The following is a 16,837-nucleotide window of genomic DNA, read 5'->3' on the forward strand; positions in this document are numbered from 1 at the left end:
CGTCAGTCCTTCACCGCCCCGCCCAGTCCGGAGACGAGGCGGCGCTGTACGAGTACGAAGAAGACGAGCACCGGGACCGTCATGACGGTCGAGCCGGCCATGATTCCTCCCCAGTCGTTCTCGTCGGGTTTGAAGAAGACCAGCAGCGCCATCGGGAGGGTGGACTGCGAGGTGTCGCTGATGAGGAACGACTTGGCGAAGAGGAAGTCGTTCCAGGTGGAGATGAACGAGAAGACGCTGGTCGCGACGAGTCCGGGCAGGACCAGCGGGAAGAGGATCGTCCACAGGAAGCGGGCGTGGCTCGCGCCGTCGATCCTGGCCTGTTCCTCCAGCGCCTCGGGGACGGCGCGGACGAAGCCGCGCAGCATCCAGATCGCGAAGGGCAGCGAGAAGGCGAGGTGCGGCAGGACGAGCGAGCCGAGGGTGTTGAGGAGTCCGGCGTCCCGCATGAGGAAGAAGAGCGGGATGGTCAGCGCCTCGACCGGCACCATCTGGGCCACCAGGAACATGATCAGGATCGTGGTGCGGAAGCGGAAGCGGAAGCGGGTGACGGCGGTCGCCGCGAGGAAGGCGACGACGGCGGAGGCGAGGACGACGGCGGTCGCCACGAGGAGGCTGTTGAGGAAGTAGCGGCCGAAGTCCTGCTGTTCGAAGACCCTCCGGAAGGAGTCGAGGGACGGGGAGAGGGTCCAGGGCCGGGCCTCGGTCGACTGGATCTCGCCGGCCGGTTTGAACGCCGAGAGCACCATCCAGTAGAGCGGGAAGGCGACGACGGCGGCGGTGAGCAGGGCGGCGGCCTCGGCGAGCAGCCGCCCGGGGCGGCGGACGCCGGGGATGCGGAGGGCGGTCACAGTTCCTCCCCCTGCCGGCGCAGGATCCGCAGGTACACCAGGGTCACGGCGAGCAGGATCAGCAGCATGACGACGCCGATCGCCGCGCCCAGGCTGTACTGGGAGGAGGCGAACGCCTGCTGGTAGGCGTAGACGTTGAGGACGAGGTTCTGGCCGGCGATGCCGCCTCCGTTGGTCATGACGTAGATCTGGGTGAAGACCTTGAAGTCCCAGATGACGGACTGGATGGTGACGACGGCGAGGATCGGGCGGAGCAGTGGCGCGGTCACGGTGCGCCAGATCCGCCACGGGGAGGCGCCGTCGAGGGCGGCGGCCTCCAGGATCTCGGTGGGGACGGCCCGGATCCCGGCGTAGACGGTCACCATCACGAAGGGGAACGAGCACCAGACGACTTCGAGGAGGACGAGCGCGAAGGCGCTGTACCTGCCGTAGGTCCAGGAGAAGTCGCCGAGGCCGAGGAGCTTGTTGACGGGGCCGAAGTCGGCGTCGAAGAGGAAGACCCAGACGGTGGAGCCGGTGACGGCGGGGGTGGCCCAGGCGCCGAGCGCGGCGAGCATCAGGGCGAGCCGGGGCAGCGCCCGGACGCGGGTGAGGAGGACGGCGAGGGCGCAGCCGACGGCGAGGGTGCCGGCGACGCAGGCGGCGGCGAAGACGACGGTGGCGAGCAGGACCTGGCGGAACTGCGGGTCGGTGAGGAGGGCCGTGTAGTTGCCGAGGCCCTGGAAGGAGGTGGGTTCGCCGCCGCTGACCTGGGCCTGGGTGTACTCCAGGAAGGAGATGAGGCCCAGTTGGTAGACGGGGTAGACGAGGAGGGCACCGAGGACGGCGAGGGCGGGCAGCAGGTAGAGCCAGGGGGTCCAGGCGGTGGCGCCGGTGCGGGAGGTGCCGGTGGAAGGTCCGCCGGGCTTGCCGGTACGGCTCCGGGGCCGGCGTTCGGTGAGGGTGGCCGTCATCCGGCTCGGCCCGCCTCGGCGAAGGCGGCGTCCATCTTCCCGGCCGCGTCGCGGGCGGCGGTCCGGACGTCCTTCCGGCCGCTGGCGATCTCCTGGAGCATCGTGGGGACGACGAGCGAGGAGTCGATGCGGCCCCAGGCGGCGGTGGCGGGGACGAACCTGGTGCCGGCGGCGAGGGTGTCGATGAAGGGCTTCACGAACGGCTTGCGCTCGGCGGCGGCGGCGCGGACGTCGGTGAAGGTGGGCAGGAAGCCCATGGCGTCGAAGAGCGCGGCCTGGCTCCGCTTGCCGGCGAGTTCCTTGGTGAGCTCGACGGCGAGGGTGCGGTGGGAGGTGGAGGCGAGGACGCCGATGTTGTTGCCGCCGGCGAAGGCGGGGGCGATGGAGCCGGGGGTGGCGCCGGGCAGCGGGACGACGGCGTACTTGCCCTCGACCTGTCCGGCCTGGACGGCGGCGTGGCTGAAGTCGCCGACGATGGCCATGCCGGCCTTGCCGGCGGCGAAGGCGGTGACGGTGGCGTTGCCGCCCATCTGGGCGCAGGTGGCGGCGGGGCAGTTGTCGTCGCCGAGGAGCGAGGTGTAGGCGGTGAGGCCGCGGACGGCGGCGTCGGAGTCGAGGGCGGCCTTGTAGGTGCCGGAGGCGTCCTTCGTGGCGAGGTCGCCGCCGGCGGCCCAGACGAAGGGGAGGGCGCCGTAGGTGTAGGCGCCGCCGACGGCGATGCCGTACAGCTCGGGCCTGGCCTTGCGGATCTTCCGGGCGGTGGAGGCGAGTTCGTCCTGGCTCTTGGGGGCGGCGAGGCCGAGCTCCCGGAAGACGTCGGTGCGGTAGTAGAGGGCGCGGACGCCGACGAAGAGCGGGGCGCCGTAGACCTTGCCGCCGACGGTGACGGACTCGCGGGCGGTGGGGTCGGTGTCCTTCGCCTGGTCCCAGGCGGTGAACTCGGCGGTGATGTCGGCGAGTCCGCCGTCCTTCACGTAGCCGGCGGTGTCGGTGTTGCCGTACTCGATGACGTCGGGGGCGGACTTCGGGTCGTTGAAGGCCGCCTTGACGCGCTGGGCGCGGGTCTCGACGGGGATGTACTCGACCTCGACGTCGGCGCCGGGGTGCTTCTGCTCGAAGGCGGCGACGGCGGCGTCGACGACCTTCTCCTTGGGCTGGTTGGCGACCTCCTGGAAGAGCCAGACGCGCAGGGTGCCGGTCTTCTCGTCCCCGCCGGCGGCGGGGGCGGCGGTCTGGGGGGCGCAGGCGGCGAGGACGAGGGCGGCGAGCGGCAGGGCGACGGGGGCGGTCATCCGGGCAGGAAGCTTCATGGCGGTTCCCCTCCGAGCGTGCGTTGCATCATGTGCAACGGGCGTTTCGTGCTGCACAACAACAGCGGTGAGGTTAGGCGCGCCCGGCGATCACGACAAGAGGTCTCGACCACTTCCCGCCCGACCCGGAACCGGAGGGCACCCCGGCGGACGGCCGCGCGCGGGCCCGGGAACGCGGAACGGCCCCCGTCGCGCGCACCGGTGGTGCGCGCGACGGGGGCCGTCCCCGACGGTCCGGGAGGAGGGGTTACTTCCCCTTGCCGCCCTTGCCGTCCTTGTCCTTGTCCCCGCCCGAGCCCATGGACTCGTAGATCTCCTTGCACATGGGGCAGACCGGGTACTTCTTCGGGTCGCGCCCCGGCACCCAGACCTTCCCGCACAGTGCGACGACGGGAGTGCCGTCGAGGGCACTCGCCATGATCTTGTCCTTCTGGACGTAATGGGCGTAGCGCTCGTGGTCGCCGTCACCGTGGGACACCTGCGGCGTCGGCTCGACGAGGGTTCCCGTACCTGCCCCGCGCTCGGGCTCGAGAGTGCTCATGGGACCCAAGGGTACTGAACCCCGGGGCCCTCAGTTGAGCGAAGGGTCGTCGGGATAGGTGGCGACCATGGCGAGGTCGCCGCGCTGGCGGCGCAGGACCTGGCGCCAGAGGGTCTCGGGGGTGGGCGAGGAGACGTCGCCGGGCTCGGACTCGACGACGTACCAGGCGCCCTCGGTGAGTTCGAGCTCCAGCTGCCCGGGGCCCCAGCCGGCGTACCCCGCGAAGATGCGGAGCGCGCCGAGGGCGGGGCCGAGGAGCTCGGGCGGGGCCTCCAGGTCGACGAGACCGATCGCGCCGAAGACCCGGCGCCAGCCGAGCGGACCCTCGTCGCCGGGGATGACGGCGAGGCCGAGGGCGGCGTCGAGGGAGACGGGCCCGCCCTGGAAGACGACGCCCGGCTCGCCGGCGAGGGCCGCCCAGGGGGCGAGGACGTCGCCGACGGTGACGGGCGTGGGGCGGTTGAGGACGACGCCGAGGGAGCCCTCGTCGTCGTGATCGAGCAGCAGCACCACCGCGCGGTCGAAGTTGGGATCCGCGAGGGCGGGCGTGGCCACGAGCAGCCGTCCTGTGAGCGAGGACACCTCGGTCATGCGACACATGATCCCGCATCTTCGGCGCGGGCGGGGGTTCTCGGGCGGAATCCCGGGGAAAGCGGGGAAGGCGGGGACGAGCCTCGCAGGTCGGAAGGGGCGGGACAGGACCGCCCCGACCACCCCTCCGGAAGAACCGGACGGTGACACTCCGCAAGATCGCGGGGACGGAGGGTGTTGTGCCGAATTCATTACGTCTGACAGGCACCCCGACCGGCCCGATCAGGGTCCAATGGCCCCTTACCCTTTTCTCTGGCCACCCGACCGACGACTCCGGAACGCGAGATTCATGACCGGCACAGACAGCCATGATGTACTGCTCGTCCATGGCGGAACCCCGCTGGAAGGCGAGATCCGCGTTCGCGGCGCGAAGAACCTCGTGCCCAAGGCGATGGTCGCCGCCCTCCTCGGCAGCGGCCCCAGCAGACTGCGCAATGTGCCGGACATCCGCGACGTGCGCGTCGTCCGCGGTCTGCTCCAGCTGCACGGCGTGACGGTCCGCCCCGGCGAGGAGCCCGGCGAGCTGGTGCTCGACCCGACGCACGTCGAGTCCGCCAACGTCGCCGACATCGACGCCCACGCCGGCTCGTCGCGCATCCCGATCCTCTTCTGCGGCCCGCTGCTGCACCGCCTCGGCCACGCCTTCATCCCCGGCCTCGGCGGCTGCGACATCGGCGGCCGGCCGATCGACTTCCACTTCGACGTGCTCCGCCAGTTCGGCGCGACCATCGAGAAGCGCGCCGACGGCCAGTACCTGGAGGCCCCGCAGCGCCTTCGCGGCTGCAAGATCCGCCTCCCGTACCCCTCGGTCGGCTCGACCGAGCAGGTGCTGCTCACCGCCGTCCTCGCCGAGGGCGTCACCGAGCTCTCGAACGCGGCCGTGGAGCCGGAGATCGAGGACCTGATCTGCGTCCTGCAGAAGATGGGCGCCATCATCTCGATGGACACCGACCGGACCATCCGGATCACCGGTGTCGACAAGCTCGACGGCTACACCCACCGGGCGCTCCCGGACCGCCTGGAGGCGGCCTCCTGGGCATCCGCGGCGCTCGCCACCGAGGGCAACATCTACGTGCGCGGCGCGCAGCAGCGCTCGATGATGACCTTCCTCAACACCTACCGGAAGGTCGGCGGCGCCTTCGAGATCGACGACGAGGGCATCCGCTTCTGGCACCCGGGCGGCTCGCTGAACGCGATCCACCTGGAGACCGACGTCCACCCCGGCTTCCAGACCGACTGGCAGCAGCCGCTGGTCGTCGCCCTGACGCAGGCCTCCGGCCTCTCCATCGTCCACGAGACGGTGTACGAGTCCCGGCTCGGCTTCACCTCGGCGCTGAACCAGATGGGTGCCCACATCCAGCTGTACCGCGAGTGCCTCGGCGGCTCGGACTGCCGCTTCGGCCAGCGCAACTTCCTCCACTCGGCGGTCGTCAGCGGCCCGACGAAGCTCCAGGGCGCCGACCTGGTCATCCCGGACCTGCGCGGCGGCTTCTCGTACCTGATCGCGGCCCTCGCCGCCCAGGGCACCAGCCGGGTCCACGGCATCGACCTGATCAACCGCGGCTACGAGAACTTCATGGAGAAGCTCGTGGAGCTCGGCGCCAAGGTCGAGCTGCCGGGCGGCGCGCTCGTCTGAGCCCTCCAGGGGGCCTGGGAAGGGCATACGGAAGGGCGGCCACCCCCGAGGGGGTGGCCGCCCTTTTCGTGCGCCTACAGGCCGCTTACTTGCCCTTGGCGGCTTCCTTGAGCTTCGAGCCCGCGGAGACCTTCACGCTGTAGCCGGCCGGGATGTCGATCGGGTCGCCGGTCTGCGGGTTGCGAGCGGTGCGAGCGGCACGGTGGGTGCGCTCGAAGGTCAGGAAGCCGGGGATGGTGACCTTCTCGTCGCCCTTGGCGACGACCTCACCGACGGTCTCGGCGAGGGCGGCCAGCACGGCGTCGGCGTCCTTGCGGGTCACCTCGGCGCGGTCGGCCAGCGCGGCCACCAGCTCACTGCGGTTCATGTTGTTACTCCCGTGTTCTTCTTGCCTGTGAGGCGTGAGATCGAAGCCGATGCTGCCAGGGGCCTCGGACAGTGCCCGGACTCGGGTCTGCCTCTCGTGGATCCCTCGCGCCCTGGGGGTTCCCCCCTGGACGAAGTCCTCGGGGGAGCATCCTGCCCCCACCAGCGGCGGGAACGCCAATCCGGCACCCTCTGGGGTCACACGGAAAGCGCCTGAGCGCCTCGGTGGTGACGTAGCGTCGACTCCCCGCAAACGGTGCGGAGCCGAAAAGCCACCCTAAAGGCGGGTTTACGGCTCCGCGAATCGCGACACGCTCAGGCGCCCGCGGCCGCCGCCTTGGCGGCGTTCCTGACGGCCCCCGCGACGGCGCCCGCGACCTTGTCGTTGAAGACCGACGGGATGATGTAGTTCGGGTTCAGCTCGTCCTCGGTGACGACGTCCGCGAGGGCGGTGGCGGCGGCGAGCATCATCTCGGTGTTGACCGTGCGGGACTGCGCGTCGAGCAGGCCGCGGAAGACGCCCGGGAAGACCAGCACGTTGTTGATCTGGTTCGGGAAGTCCGAGCGGCCGGTGGCGACCACGGCGGCGGTCTGCCGGGCGGCGGCCGGGTCGACCTCCGGGTCGGGGTTCGCGAGCGCGAAGACGATGGAGTCCTCGGCCATCGCGGCCACGTCCTCGGCGCCCAGCAGGTTCGGGGCCGAGACGCCGATGAAGACGTCCGCGCCGACGACGGCCTCCTTGAGGGTGCCGGTGACGCCCTCCGGGTTGGTGTTGTCGGCGATCCAGCGCAGCGGGGAGTCCGCCGGGGCCGCCACCAGGTCCTCGCGGCCGGCGTGCACGACGCCGTGGATGTCGGCGACCACCGCGTGCTTCACGCCCGCGGCGAGCAGCAGCTTCAGGATGGCCGTGCCGGCCGCGCCGGCGCCCGACATGACGACCCGGACGTCGCCGATGCCCTTGCCGACGACCCGGAGGGCGTTGGTGAGGGCGGCGAGGACGACGATGGCGGTGCCGTGCTGGTCGTCGTGGAAGACCGGGATGTCGAGGGCCTCACGGAGCCGGGCCTCGATCTCGAAGCAGCGCGGCGCGGAGATGTCCTCCAGGTTGATGCCCGCGAAGCCGGGGGCGATCGCCTTCACGATCTCGACGATGGCGTCGGTGTCCTGGGTGTCCAGGCAGATCGGCCAGGCGTCGATGCCCGCGAAGCGCTTGAAGAGGGCCGCCTTGCCCTCCATGACGGGCAGCGCGGCCTTGGGGCCGATGTTGCCGAGGCCGAGGACGGCGGAGCCGTCGGTGACGACCGCGACCGAGTTGCGCTTGATGGTGAGTCGGCGGGCGTCCTCGGGGTTCTCGGCGATCGCCATGCACACCCGGGCGACACCCGGGGTGTAGATCATCGAGAGGTCGTCACGGTTCCGGATGGGGTGCTTGGACGCCATCTCGATCTTGCCGCCGAGGTGCATCAGGAACGTACGGTCGGAGACCTTGCCGAGGACGACGCCCTCGATGTCCCGCAGCCGCTCGACGATCTCGTCGGCGTGCGCGGTGGAGGTCGCGGCGATGGTGACGTCGATCCGGAGCTTCTCGTGACCCGAGGCGGTGACGTCGAGGCCGGTGACGGATCCTCCGTGGGACTCGACCGCCGCCGTGAGCTGCGAGACCGCGGTGCCGCTCGCGGGCACCTCCAGCCGGACCGTCATCGAGTACGAGACGCTGGGCGCCGTTGCCATGGCCGGATTCCTCTGCTTTCCCTAGCTTCGTTGCTACGCCGCCCCGGCTGCTTGCCCTGGCGGCGCCCTCCGATCGTCGCACCTACCCGCCGGTAGCAGGTAATGCGGTCATTTTGTTTTCGGAAAGTAGTTTCCACCATACGAGAGTTTCCCGGGCAACAGAAGGGGCCCCGGTCATCGGAAGACGACCGGGGCCCCAACTTCGTATGTATGTCTAAGTGACACCGACCCGCCATGCTCGCCTCGCGGCAAGTGGTCCCTCTGAGGGACGAAGGTTGGGCCCGGGGGCTTGGATCGAGCCGGTGTCACGACCAGGCTAACAAACCCTCCCCGAAGGTGATTCCCCCGGCGCGTGTTGACCGGAAATCACCCCCGGAGAGCCCTGTCCTCAGTCCCGCAGGAGGTCCGGGACACCCGCCTCGTCCGGCAGGTCCCGCTCCCCCGAGAGCACCGTCAGCGCCTGCGTCGAGCGGGTGAGGGCGACGTACAGGACGCGCAGGCCGGCCGGGGACTCGTCGGCGATCTCGGCCGGGGAGACGACGAGGGTGGCGTCGTACTCCAGTCCCTTCGCCTCCAGCGAGCCGAGCGCGACCACCCGGTCGCCCAGGCCGTCGAGCCAGCGGGCCGCCTCCGCGCGCCGGTCCATGGCGACGACCACGCCGACCGTGCCCTCCACCTCGGCGAGCAGCCGCTCCGCCTCGGACCGTACGGCTCCGGCCAGGTCGCCGCGTCCGCCGACCGCGACGAAACGCGGCTCGACGCCCGTCGAGCGGACCGCCCTCGGCGACTCCTTGCCCGGCATCGCGAGGGCCAGGACCCTGGCGGCCAGCTCGGCGATCTCCGCCGGGTTGCGGTAGTTCACCGTCAGCTCGAAACGGCGGCGCGGCCGGGAGCCCAGCGCCTCGTCACGGGCGGCGGCCGCCTCGTCCGGGTCGGACCAGGACGACTGCGCCGGGTCCCCGACGATCGTCCAGGTCGCGTGCCGGCCGCGGCGGCCGACCATCCGCCACTGCATGGGCGTCAGGTCCTGCGCCTCGTCGACGATGACGTGGGCGTACTCGGTCCGCTCGGCGGCCAGCCGCTCGGCCCGCTCCCGCTGGGTCTCCTCGCGCACCGGCATCAGCTCCTCCAGCCCGGTGAGCTGGTCCAGCGGGTCGTACTCCCGCTTCCGCTTCGGCCGGGCGGGGGCGCCCAGGAGGGTGTGCAGCTCGTCGAGGAGGGCCACGTCGTGGACGGAGAGCCCCGGCCGGCGCAGCGAGCGGGCGACCCGGCGGACCTCGCCCGGGTTGAGGATCCGGCGGGCCCAGCGGCCGAGCCGCCGCTCGTCGGCCATGGCGTCGAGGACCTGGCGCGGGGCCAGCTCGGGCCACCAGGCGTCGAGGAAGCCGAGGAACGCGTCCTCGGTGGAGACGTCCTCGTCGAAGGAGGAGCGCAGCTCGGCGGCGAGCTCGGGATCGCTGTGCCGGCCGGCCGCGCCCGAGCGGGCGTACAGGGCGTCCAGGAGGAGCCGACGGGCGCGGGGCCGCAGCAGGTTGACGGGGGCGGTGCCGGAGAGCACGTTCTGCCGGATCCGGCGCAGCTCGGCCTCCTCCAGTTCGAGGCGGCGCCCGAAGGCGACGACCCGGAGGAGCTTCGGCGAGTCGGGCCGGTCCAGGGCGCCGCGGGCCGCCTTGCGGAGCACGGCGAGCATCCGCGAGGAGCCCTTGATCCGCGAGACGGCGGGCTCGTCGTACGCGTCGGCCTCGGCCCCGTCGACCAGGTTGCCGAGCGCCCGGATGGCGACCTGCCCCTCCTCGCCGAGGGAGGGCAGCACGCCCTCGGTGTACGAGACGAGCAGCGGCGTCGGCGAGACGATGAGGATGCCGCCCGCGTAGCGCCTGCGGTCCTGGTAGAGCAGGTACGCCGCCCGGTGCAGCGCCACGGCCGTCTTCCCCGTGCCCGGCCCGCCCTCCACGTACGTGACGGAGGCGGCGGGCGCGCGGATGACGAGGTCCTGCTCGGCCTGGATCGACGAGACGATGTCCCGCATGGTGTGCGAGCGGGCCTGCCCGAGGGCAGCCATCAGCGCGCCGTCGCCGATGACGGGCAGCTCCGCGCCGCCGAGGCGCGCCTTCAGCTCCGGACGCATCAGGTCGTCCTCGACGCCCAGGACCCGACGCCCCTTCGAGCGGATGACCCGGCGGCGGACGACCCGGCCGGGCTCCACGGGCGTCGACCGGTAGAACGGTGCGGCGGCGGGGGCGCGCCAGTCGATGACGAGCGGGGAGTAGTCGGCGTCCAGGACGCCGATGCGGCCGATGTGCAGGGTCTCGCCGATGTCGGCGGTGTTGTCGGGCCGGACGGCGTCGTCGGCGGGCTCCACGGAGGTGTAGGCGCCGTCCGGCCCCTTCACCCCGTCCTTCCCGTCGAGCAGATCGATCCGCCCGAACAGGAAGTCCTCGAACTCGTTGTTGAGCCGGTTCAGGTGCACCCCGGCGCGGAAGACCTGGGCGTCGCGCTCGGCGAGCGCGCCGGGCGTGCCCACGTGCCCCTTCCGCGCGGCGTCGTTCATCAGGAACTCCGCCTCGTGGATCTTCTCCTCCAGGCGGCGGTAGACCTGGTCCAGATGTTCCTGCTCGATGCCGATCTCACGGTCTCTGACCGTGTCGACGGCTTCCTGCGCGGCCACTAAGGCCCCCTTCTGACGTGCACTGGGCAGCCGTCAAAGGTACGCCACCGGGGGCCGCCGTGTCAGGCGAGGTCGGGCGCCCGATCATGCAGGATCCGCTGGAAGAGGAGGTGATCGCGCCACTCCCCGGCGATGTGCAGGTAGCGGGGCGCGTGCCCGATCCGCTCGAACCCGGCGCGGGCGAGGACGCGCTGCGAGGCGTGGTTGTCGAGGAGGGTGGACGCCTCGATCCGGTGCAGGCCGAGGTCGTCGCGCGAGGCCCGCAGCACCTCGGCGACGAGCGCGCCCGCGATGCCGCGTCCCGTGCGCCGGCCGTCCACCCAGTATCCGAGCGAGGCGCTCTGGAAGGGCCCCCGCACGATCCCGGACAGGATCGCGGCCCCCACGATCCGCTCCCCCTCGTCCGTCTCCTCCACGGCGAACCACCGCCGGCCGCCGTCGGCCAGCCGCTCGGCCTGCGCCTCGGCGGTGTAGTACCGCTCCGGCCGGTACGGCTCGGTGGCCCGCATGTGCGCCCGGTTCCGCGCCAGCGCCTCCGCCAACGCGCCCGCGTCCCCGTCCCGACCCGCCCTGATCCCCACCGAAACATCCACCCGGGCAACCTACTCCGTCAGGACGGCCGTTCCCCCCGCCGTGTCGTCGTGGGTGCCCGCGCGGGGGTGCTACGACGTCGGGTCGACCGAGAGGCGGTAGCCGCGTTTGACGACGGTCTGGATGAGCTTGGGGGTCCCCAGGGACGCCCGGAGACGCGCCATCGCCGTCTCGACCGCGTGCTCGTCCCGCCCCGCCCCGGGCAGCGCCCGCAGCAGATCCGCCCGCGAGACGACCCATCCCGGCCGGCGGGCCAGCAGCCCGAGCAGGGCCATGCCGGCCGGCGGCACGGGCCGCAGCGCCCCGTCGACGAGGACCGCGTGCCCCCGGATCTCGACCCGGTGCCCCGCCACGGGCAGCACCCGGGCCCGTGCGGGCAGTTCCGTGCAGAGGAGCTGCACGAGCGGCCCGAGCCGGAAGCGTTCGGGCTGGTGCGTGGGGATGGCCTCGGCCTGCAGCGGCAGCGCCGTCACGGGCCCCACGCACATCGCGGGCACCTCGTGCCGCAGCGCCTCCACCAGCCGCTCCCGCAGCCCCCGCTCCGCGGCCCGCGCGAAGAGCGACGCGGCGGCGGGCGCGCTGGTGAAGGCGACCGCGTCGAGGGAGCCGGAGAGCACCGCGTCGAGGAGCCGGTCGAGCGGTCCGAGGTCCTCCGGCGGCATCCAGCGGTAGACGGGCACGCCCACGACCGTCGCCCCGGCCTCGGTGAGCGCCTCGACGAAGCCGGGGAGGGGCTCGCCGTGGAGCTGGACGGCGATCCGCCGCCCGTCGACGCCCTCGGCGAGCAGCCGGTCGAGGACCTCCGCCATGGACTCGGACGAGGGCGACCAGGACTCGGTGAGCCCGGCGGCCCGCACGGCGCCCTTGACCTTGGGCCCGCGGGCGAGGAGTTCGATCCCGCGCAGCGCGTCGAGGAGTTCGGAGCCGTACCCCCATCCCTCCGCCGCCTCGACCCAGCCGCGGAAGCCGATCGCGGTGGTGGCGACGACGACGTCCGGTGTGTCGCCGATGATGTCCTTGGTGGCGGCGAGGAGTTCGGTGTCGTCGGCGAGGGGGACGATCCGCAGCGCGGGGCCGTGCACGACCGCCGCCCCGCGCCGGCGCAGCAGGGCGATGAGTTCGTCCGCGCGCCGGGCCGCGGTGACGCCGACCGTGAAGCCGGCCAGGGGTCCGTGTTCGTGCTGGTCCATGGGCATCGAGAGTGGCGCGGACGCGTGACAGTCGGGGTTCACGCGTATTTCCTGGCCGTTACGGTACGCGCCCTGCACCTCGGCTCACACCTTCGCGTATCCGGGCCGGGTCTCCGGCTCCTCGGCGGACTCGGCGGTGTCGGGGACGACGGGCGGGCGGCGAAGGTATACCGCCCAGGTGACGGCCATGCACGCGGCGTAGAAGGCGAGGAAGGCGACGAAGGCGCCGGTGCCGCTGCCGACGGTCTGGAAGGACTGCCGGAAGGCGAGGTTGATGCCGAGGCCGCCGAGGCCGCCGATGGCCCCGATGAGGCCCATGGAGGCCCCGGAGAGCCGCCGTCCGTAGGCCTCCGCGGTCTCGCCGGCGAGGCCCTTGCGGTGCCCCTGGGCGAGGAAGATCGCCGGGATCATCTTGAAGGTGGAGCCGTTGCCGAGGCCGCTGAGGACGAAGAGGGCGGTGAAGCCGACGAGGAAGACGGCGAGCGACTCGATGACGGAGGCCCAGATGACGACGCCGGTCGCGGCGGACATGGCGGCGAAGGTGGCGAGGGTGATGCGGGCGCCGCCGTGCTTGTCGGCGAGGGAGCCGCCGAAGGGGCGGATGAGGGAGCCGAGCAGGGGGCCGATGAAGGTGAGCGAGGCCGCCTGGAGCGGCGTGCGGCCGAACTGGGTCTGGAGGACGAGACCGAAGGCGAAGCTGTAGCCGATGAAGGAGCCGAAGGTCCCGATGTACAGGAAGGCCATGATCCAGGTGTGGCGGGCCCGGACGGCCTCGCGGAAGGCGCCGGTGTCGTTCTTCACGGGCGTGAGGTTGTCCATGAAGAGCGCCGAGCAGACCGCGGCGACGATGATCAGCGGCAGGTAGACGCCGAGGACGATCCTGGGGTGCAGGGCGCCGGCGGTGCCGATGACGAGGAGGCCGACGAGCTGGACGACGGGGACGCCGATGTTGCCGCCGCCCGCGTTGAGGCCGAGCGCCCAGCCCTTCCGCCGGAGCGGGAAGAAGGCGTTGATGTTGGTCATCGAGGAGGCGAAGTTGCCGCCGCCGACGCCGGTGAGCGCCGCCACCAGGACGAAGGTGGAGTAGGACGTGCCCGGTTCCATCACCGCGTAGGCGAAGCCGGTCGGCAGGAGGAGCAGCAGGGCGCTGAAGACCGTCCAGTTGCGTCCGCCGAAGCGGGCGACGACGAAGGTGTACGGGATGCGGATCAGCGCGCCGACGAAGGTCGCGGTGGCGATGAGGAAGAACTTGCCGGCGGCGTCGACGCCGTACTCCGGGCCCATGAAGAGGACCATCACCGACCACAGGCTCCAGATGGAGAAGCCGATGTGCTCGGAGAGGACGGAGAAGGCGAGGTTGCGCTTGGCGATCCGCTCGCCCCGCTCCCGCCAGAAGGTCTCGTCCTCGGGTTCCCAGACATCGATCCAGCGCCCGCCCATCTCGCACCTCCACCGTGTCGGATCCGGTCTCGGATCCTGGTGCATCCGACGCTAGGGAGGGCGCGTTTCAGGACAGTGCCGTGAGGTGACGGCGGCGGAACCTTGCTCTCACCCGTCCGCCGGGCCCCCTGTGAGCGGCGGCCGGGCCCCCTCCTCTCCGGGTCACGCGCCGGCGCGGGCGCCCGGCAGCCCCGGTTCTCCCTCCGGGAGCCAGGAGCCGGGCGGGCGGGCGTGCCAGCCCTCCTGTGCGGCCAGTTCGGCGACGGCCTCGTGGAGGGCGTCGAGGGCGGGGTGGCGTAGGCCCTTGCGCCAGACGAGGCTGACGGGCGAGAGCGGGACGGGGTCGACGAGGGGGCGGAGGACGCAGCCGGGCATGGGCGGGAAGCCGACGACGGCGAGGACCGGGTGCCGGTGCTTGGCCATGATCCGCTGGAACTCCTCCTTGCCGACGGCGAGCGGCGCGGGCGGCGCGAGGTGGATGCCGCGGCCGGCGAAGAGCCGGGTGGCGAGGTCGGTCCACTCGGGGGTGCGGTCGTTCCCGGCGCCGGCGTAGAGGCGTTCTCCGGCGAGCCGGCCGAGCGGCACCTCGGGGAGGTCGGCGAGCGGATGGTCCTCGGGCAGCACCACGGCCATCGGCTCGTACCGCACGAACCGCGCGTCGAGCCGGGCCCGCAGCCCGGGGGCGAGCCCGCCGTACCGGCCGAAGGAGGCGTCGAGCCGGCCGGCCAGGATCTCCCGCGCGGCGCCGGTGAGCCCGGACTCGAAGCGGGCCATCAGTTCCTGCTCGGGGGCGAGTTCGCGGGCCCGGCGCAGGATGCGGTCGTGGACGAGGCCGGGCGAGTTCAGGTCGACGAGGAGCGGGCGGGCGCCGGCCCGGAAGGCGTCGCGGAGCGCGTCGTGGGCGTCGAGGACCCGGCGGGCGTACGGCAGGAGCCGCTCGCCGTCCGGGGTGAGCGCGACCTGCCGGGTGGTCCGGACGAACAGCTGGGCGCCGACCTCCCGCTCCAGGCGCCGGATGTCCCGGCTGAGCGCCTGCTGGGCCACGAAGAGCCGGCCGGCGGCCCGGGTGAAGTGGAGCTCCTCGGCGACGGCGGTGAAGGCGCGCAGCAGCCGGGGTTCTATGTCGTACGGTGTGGCCACCCGCCGCATTCAACAACACGGGTGCGTGAATCGCGAGCCGATGGGTGTTGGACGGTCCGGGCGGCCGGGCCGGAGCCTTGATCCATGCCACCTCAGCTTCTCGTCCCCACCCCGGCGGGTCCGGGCCTGGCCCCCCGCTACCGCGAGCGCCCCGCCGTGCTGCCCCGCAACCCGTACCTGCGGCTCTTCGCCCCGCCCGGCACGCGCGCGTTCACCGCCGGGAACCTGATCGCCCGGCTGCCCTCGGGAATGACCGGCATCAGCGCGGTGATCATGATCTCGGCCGGGTACGACTCCTACGCCCTGGCCGGAGCGGTCACGGCGACGGGTCTGGCGGCGAGCGCGCTGGCGGCGCCCTGGATCGCCCGGCTGGTCGACCGGCACGGACAGGCGCGGGTCGCCGTCCCCGCCACGCTCGTCGCCGTCCTGGGCCAGCTGGCGCTGCTGCTGTGCGTCCGGGGGCACGCGCCCGCGTGGACGCTGTTCTGCGCGATCGCGCTGACCGCGACCACCCCGAACACGGGCGGCATGTCCCGGGCCCGCTGGGCGCACCTGCTGCGCGGCGACGCGGCCGCGCTGCACACCGCGAACTCCTTCGAGCAGGCCGCCGACGAGCTGTGCTTCATGCTGGGGCCGGTGGTGGCGGCGGTGGTCTGCTCGGCGTTCTTCCCGGAGGCGGGGACGCTGGTGGCGGCGGTCCTCCTGCTGACCGGTGTCCTGCTCTTCGCCGCCCAGCGCTCGACCGAACCGCCGGTCGCGCCGCGCACCTCGGCGGGCTCGCCGCTGCGGCTGCCCGGGATGGTCCCCCTGCTCGTGGTGTTCCTCGCGACCGGCGCGGTCTTCGGTTCGATGGAGGTGACCGCCCTGGCGTTCGTGGACGGCCCGGCCGCGGGTCCGGTGCTCGCCCTCCAGGCGGCGGGCTCCTGCGCGGCCGGCCTGCTCTACGGCCGGGCCCGCCGCACCGCCGGCCTGCGGCTCTGCCTGGCGGCGATGACGCTGCTGATGGCGGCCCCGCTGCTGATGGCGCGGACGGGTTCCCTGCTCGCCCTCGCCGCCGGCCTGCTGGTGGCGGGCATGGCGACGGCCCCGACGATGGTCACCGGCATGGGCCTGGTCCAGAAGCTCACCCCGCCGTCCCAGCTCAACGAGGGGATGACGCTGGCCGTGACCGCCCTGCTCGCGGGCGTCGCCACCGGCTCCGCCACGGCCGGCTGGACCGCCGACCACGCCCCGTCCCCCCTCGTCGGCTTCCTCCTGCCGGTGACGGCCGCGGCACTCGCGCTGGCCCTGTGCGCGGCGACCGGCGTCGGCCGCCGCGCCCGGGGATGACCCGGCAGCGGTTCGGCTCCGGCGCGAATCTCCCCGACCGGGAACGACAGAGGCCCGGCGGTCGCGTGTGCGACCACCGGGCCTCTGCCCACATGGGATGAGTGGAGATGGCGGGAATCGAACCCGCGTCCAACGGTGCGGAACCAGGGCTTCTCCGTGTGCAGTCTGGTGCGATTTTCTCAGCCCTCCGGATCACCCAGACAAGTCCGGAACGGGCTCAGTCACTGTTTGATTTCCCTCTTCACCCCGTGACCGGGATCAAGGTTTAGTCCCCTTCATGATGCCAGGATCCGGGTCGGGAACAGCCCCGGGCTGACACTTCGCAAGTCGCTACTTAGGCAGCGAGGGCGAAGGAATCGCGCTTGGTGTTGGCGATTATTGGTTTCGGCGCGTGGTTTACGAGATCATTGCCGCTTCCTCGACACGCTTCCCCTGCTTCGACATCCGCTGTCGAAACCGATCATCCCCATGTTGATTTTTCAAACTATGCGCCCTCGGTG

Annotated in this window: 14 protein-coding genes and 1 other RNA gene; 2 read left to right on the plus strand and 13 right to left on the minus strand. The window is 72.2% G+C overall.

The window, feature by feature from the left end; translation table 11 throughout:
• Positions 1-2 precede the first annotated feature (2 nt).
• The 5 genes from ACFZCF_RS05140 to ACFZCF_RS05160 all read right to left on the minus strand — a co-directional run bounded on the left by ACFZCF_RS05140 (position 3) and on the right by ACFZCF_RS05160 (position 4,246).
• Positions 3-851 carry a carbohydrate ABC transporter permease gene (locus ACFZCF_RS05140; RefSeq protein WP_388441595.1) on the minus strand — a complete coding sequence of 283 codons (849 nt, stop codon included), beginning with the start codon at positions 849-851 and terminating at the stop codon, positions 3-5.
• The gene (locus tag ACFZCF_RS05145) at positions 848-1,804 is read right to left on the minus strand and encodes a carbohydrate ABC transporter permease (protein ID WP_388441598.1); all 957 of its coding nucleotides are present in this window, start codon (positions 1,802-1,804) and stop codon (positions 848-850) included. Before ACFZCF_RS05145 ends, ACFZCF_RS05140 begins: the two co-directional genes overlap by 4 nt.
• The gene (locus ACFZCF_RS05150) at positions 1,801-3,114 is read right to left on the minus strand and encodes an extracellular solute-binding protein (protein ID WP_391284690.1); all 1,314 of its coding nucleotides are present in this window, start codon (positions 3,112-3,114) and stop codon (positions 1,801-1,803) included. The genes ACFZCF_RS05145 and ACFZCF_RS05150 overlap by 4 nt, the downstream gene beginning before the upstream one ends.
• A 247-nt stretch (positions 3,115-3,361) precedes the next feature.
• On the minus strand, positions 3,362-3,655 hold the full coding sequence (locus ACFZCF_RS05155) for a DUF3039 domain-containing protein (RefSeq protein WP_388441604.1): 294 nt from the start codon (positions 3,653-3,655) through the stop codon (positions 3,362-3,364).
• 30 nt (positions 3,656-3,685) lie between these two features.
• Positions 3,686-4,246: a YqgE/AlgH family protein gene (locus ACFZCF_RS05160; RefSeq protein WP_391284693.1), complete on the minus strand. Its 561-nt coding sequence runs from the start codon at positions 4,244-4,246 to the stop codon at positions 3,686-3,688.
• Between the two features lie 289 nt (positions 4,247-4,535).
• Between ACFZCF_RS05160 and murA the strand changes: the two genes are divergently transcribed.
• Entirely contained in the window at positions 4,536-5,882 is a 1,347-nt protein-coding gene (gene murA, locus ACFZCF_RS05165; protein WP_388441610.1) for a UDP-N-acetylglucosamine 1-carboxyvinyltransferase, read from the plus strand.
• An 85-nt stretch (positions 5,883-5,967) separates the two neighbouring features.
• Here the strand turns inward: murA and ACFZCF_RS05170 are convergent, their stop codons facing one another.
• The 7 genes from ACFZCF_RS05170 to ACFZCF_RS05200 all read right to left on the minus strand — a co-directional run bounded on the left by ACFZCF_RS05170 (position 5,968) and on the right by ACFZCF_RS05200 (position 15,008).
• Complete coding sequence (locus tag ACFZCF_RS05170) at positions 5,968-6,249, minus strand: HU family DNA-binding protein (protein WP_015033921.1); 282 nt, start codon at positions 6,247-6,249, stop codon at positions 5,968-5,970.
• A gap of 314 nt (positions 6,250-6,563) precedes the next feature.
• Positions 6,564-7,979: an NAD-dependent malic enzyme gene (locus ACFZCF_RS05175; RefSeq protein WP_388441614.1), complete on the minus strand. Its 1,416-nt coding sequence runs from the start codon at positions 7,977-7,979 to the stop codon at positions 6,564-6,566.
• Between the two features lie 388 nt (positions 7,980-8,367).
• The gene (locus tag ACFZCF_RS05180) at positions 8,368-10,647 is read right to left on the minus strand and encodes a HelD family protein (RefSeq protein ID WP_388441617.1); all 2,280 of its coding nucleotides are present in this window, start codon (positions 10,645-10,647) and stop codon (positions 8,368-8,370) included.
• A gap of 62 nt (positions 10,648-10,709) precedes the next feature.
• Positions 10,710-11,240, minus strand: a complete 531-nt coding sequence (locus tag ACFZCF_RS05185) for a GNAT family N-acetyltransferase (protein ID WP_391284697.1) — start codon at positions 11,238-11,240, stop codon at positions 10,710-10,712.
• A gap of 69 nt (positions 11,241-11,309) precedes the next feature.
• A complete protein-coding gene (locus ACFZCF_RS05190) occupies positions 11,310-12,428 on the minus strand; it encodes a uroporphyrinogen-III synthase (RefSeq protein ID WP_388441623.1) in 1,119 nt (372 codons plus the stop codon).
• An 84-nt stretch (positions 12,429-12,512) separates the two neighbouring features.
• Positions 12,513-13,868 carry an MFS transporter gene (locus ACFZCF_RS05195; RefSeq protein WP_391284699.1) on the minus strand — a complete coding sequence of 452 codons (1,356 nt, stop codon included), beginning with the start codon at positions 13,866-13,868 and terminating at the stop codon, positions 12,513-12,515.
• A 162-nt stretch (positions 13,869-14,030) separates the two neighbouring features.
• The gene (locus ACFZCF_RS05200) at positions 14,031-15,008 is read right to left on the minus strand and encodes a LysR family transcriptional regulator (RefSeq protein ID WP_388441629.1); all 978 of its coding nucleotides are present in this window, start codon (positions 15,006-15,008) and stop codon (positions 14,031-14,033) included.
• Positions 15,009-15,092: 84 nt separating this feature from the next.
• Between ACFZCF_RS05200 and ACFZCF_RS05205 the strand changes: the two genes are divergently transcribed.
• On the plus strand, positions 15,093-16,337 hold the full coding sequence (locus ACFZCF_RS05205) for an MFS transporter (protein WP_391284702.1): 1,245 nt from the start codon (positions 15,093-15,095) through the stop codon (positions 16,335-16,337).
• Between the two features lie 99 nt (positions 16,338-16,436).
• On the opposite strand, the gene ssrA is transcribed toward ACFZCF_RS05205, so the two are convergent.
• Positions 16,437-16,805: a transfer-messenger RNA gene (gene ssrA, locus ACFZCF_RS05210) on the minus strand.
• Positions 16,806-16,837 lie beyond the last annotated feature (32 nt).

It is taken from the genome of Streptomyces sp. NPDC007945 (assembly GCF_042958885.1).
Classification (GTDB): domain Bacteria; phylum Actinomycetota; class Actinomycetes; order Streptomycetales; family Streptomycetaceae; genus Streptomyces.

Bases quoted from the DNA above. Each gene is read 5' to 3' on its own strand.
- ACFZCF_RS05145 (WP_388441598.1), bottom strand. From the start codon at position 1,804: ATGACGGCCACCCTCACCGAACGCCGGCCCCGGAGCCGTACCGGCAAG.
- ACFZCF_RS05150 (WP_391284690.1), bottom strand. From the start codon at position 3,114: ATGAAGCTTCCTGCCCGGATGACCGCCCCCGTCGCCCTGCCGCTCGCC.
- ACFZCF_RS05155 (WP_388441604.1), bottom strand. From the start codon at position 3,655: ATGAGCACTCTCGAGCCCGAGCGCGGGGCAGGTACGGGAACCCTCGTC.
- ACFZCF_RS05160 (WP_391284693.1), bottom strand. From the start codon at position 4,246: ATGACCGAGGTGTCCTCGCTCACAGGACGGCTGCTCGTGGCCACGCCC.
- murA (WP_388441610.1), top strand. From the start codon at position 4,536: ATGACCGGCACAGACAGCCATGATGTACTGCTCGTCCATGGCGGAACC.
- ACFZCF_RS05170 (WP_015033921.1), bottom strand. From the start codon at position 6,249: ATGAACCGCAGTGAGCTGGTGGCCGCGCTGGCCGACCGCGCCGAGGTG.
- ACFZCF_RS05175 (WP_388441614.1), bottom strand. From the start codon at position 7,979: ATGGCAACGGCGCCCAGCGTCTCGTACTCGATGACGGTCCGGCTGGAG.
- ACFZCF_RS05190 (WP_388441623.1), bottom strand. From the start codon at position 12,428: ATGGACCAGCACGAACACGGACCCCTGGCCGGCTTCACGGTCGGCGTC.
- ACFZCF_RS05195 (WP_391284699.1), bottom strand. From the start codon at position 13,868: ATGGGCGGGCGCTGGATCGATGTCTGGGAACCCGAGGACGAGACCTTC.
- ACFZCF_RS05205 (WP_391284702.1), top strand. From the start codon at position 15,093: ATGCCACCTCAGCTTCTCGTCCCCACCCCGGCGGGTCCGGGCCTGGCC.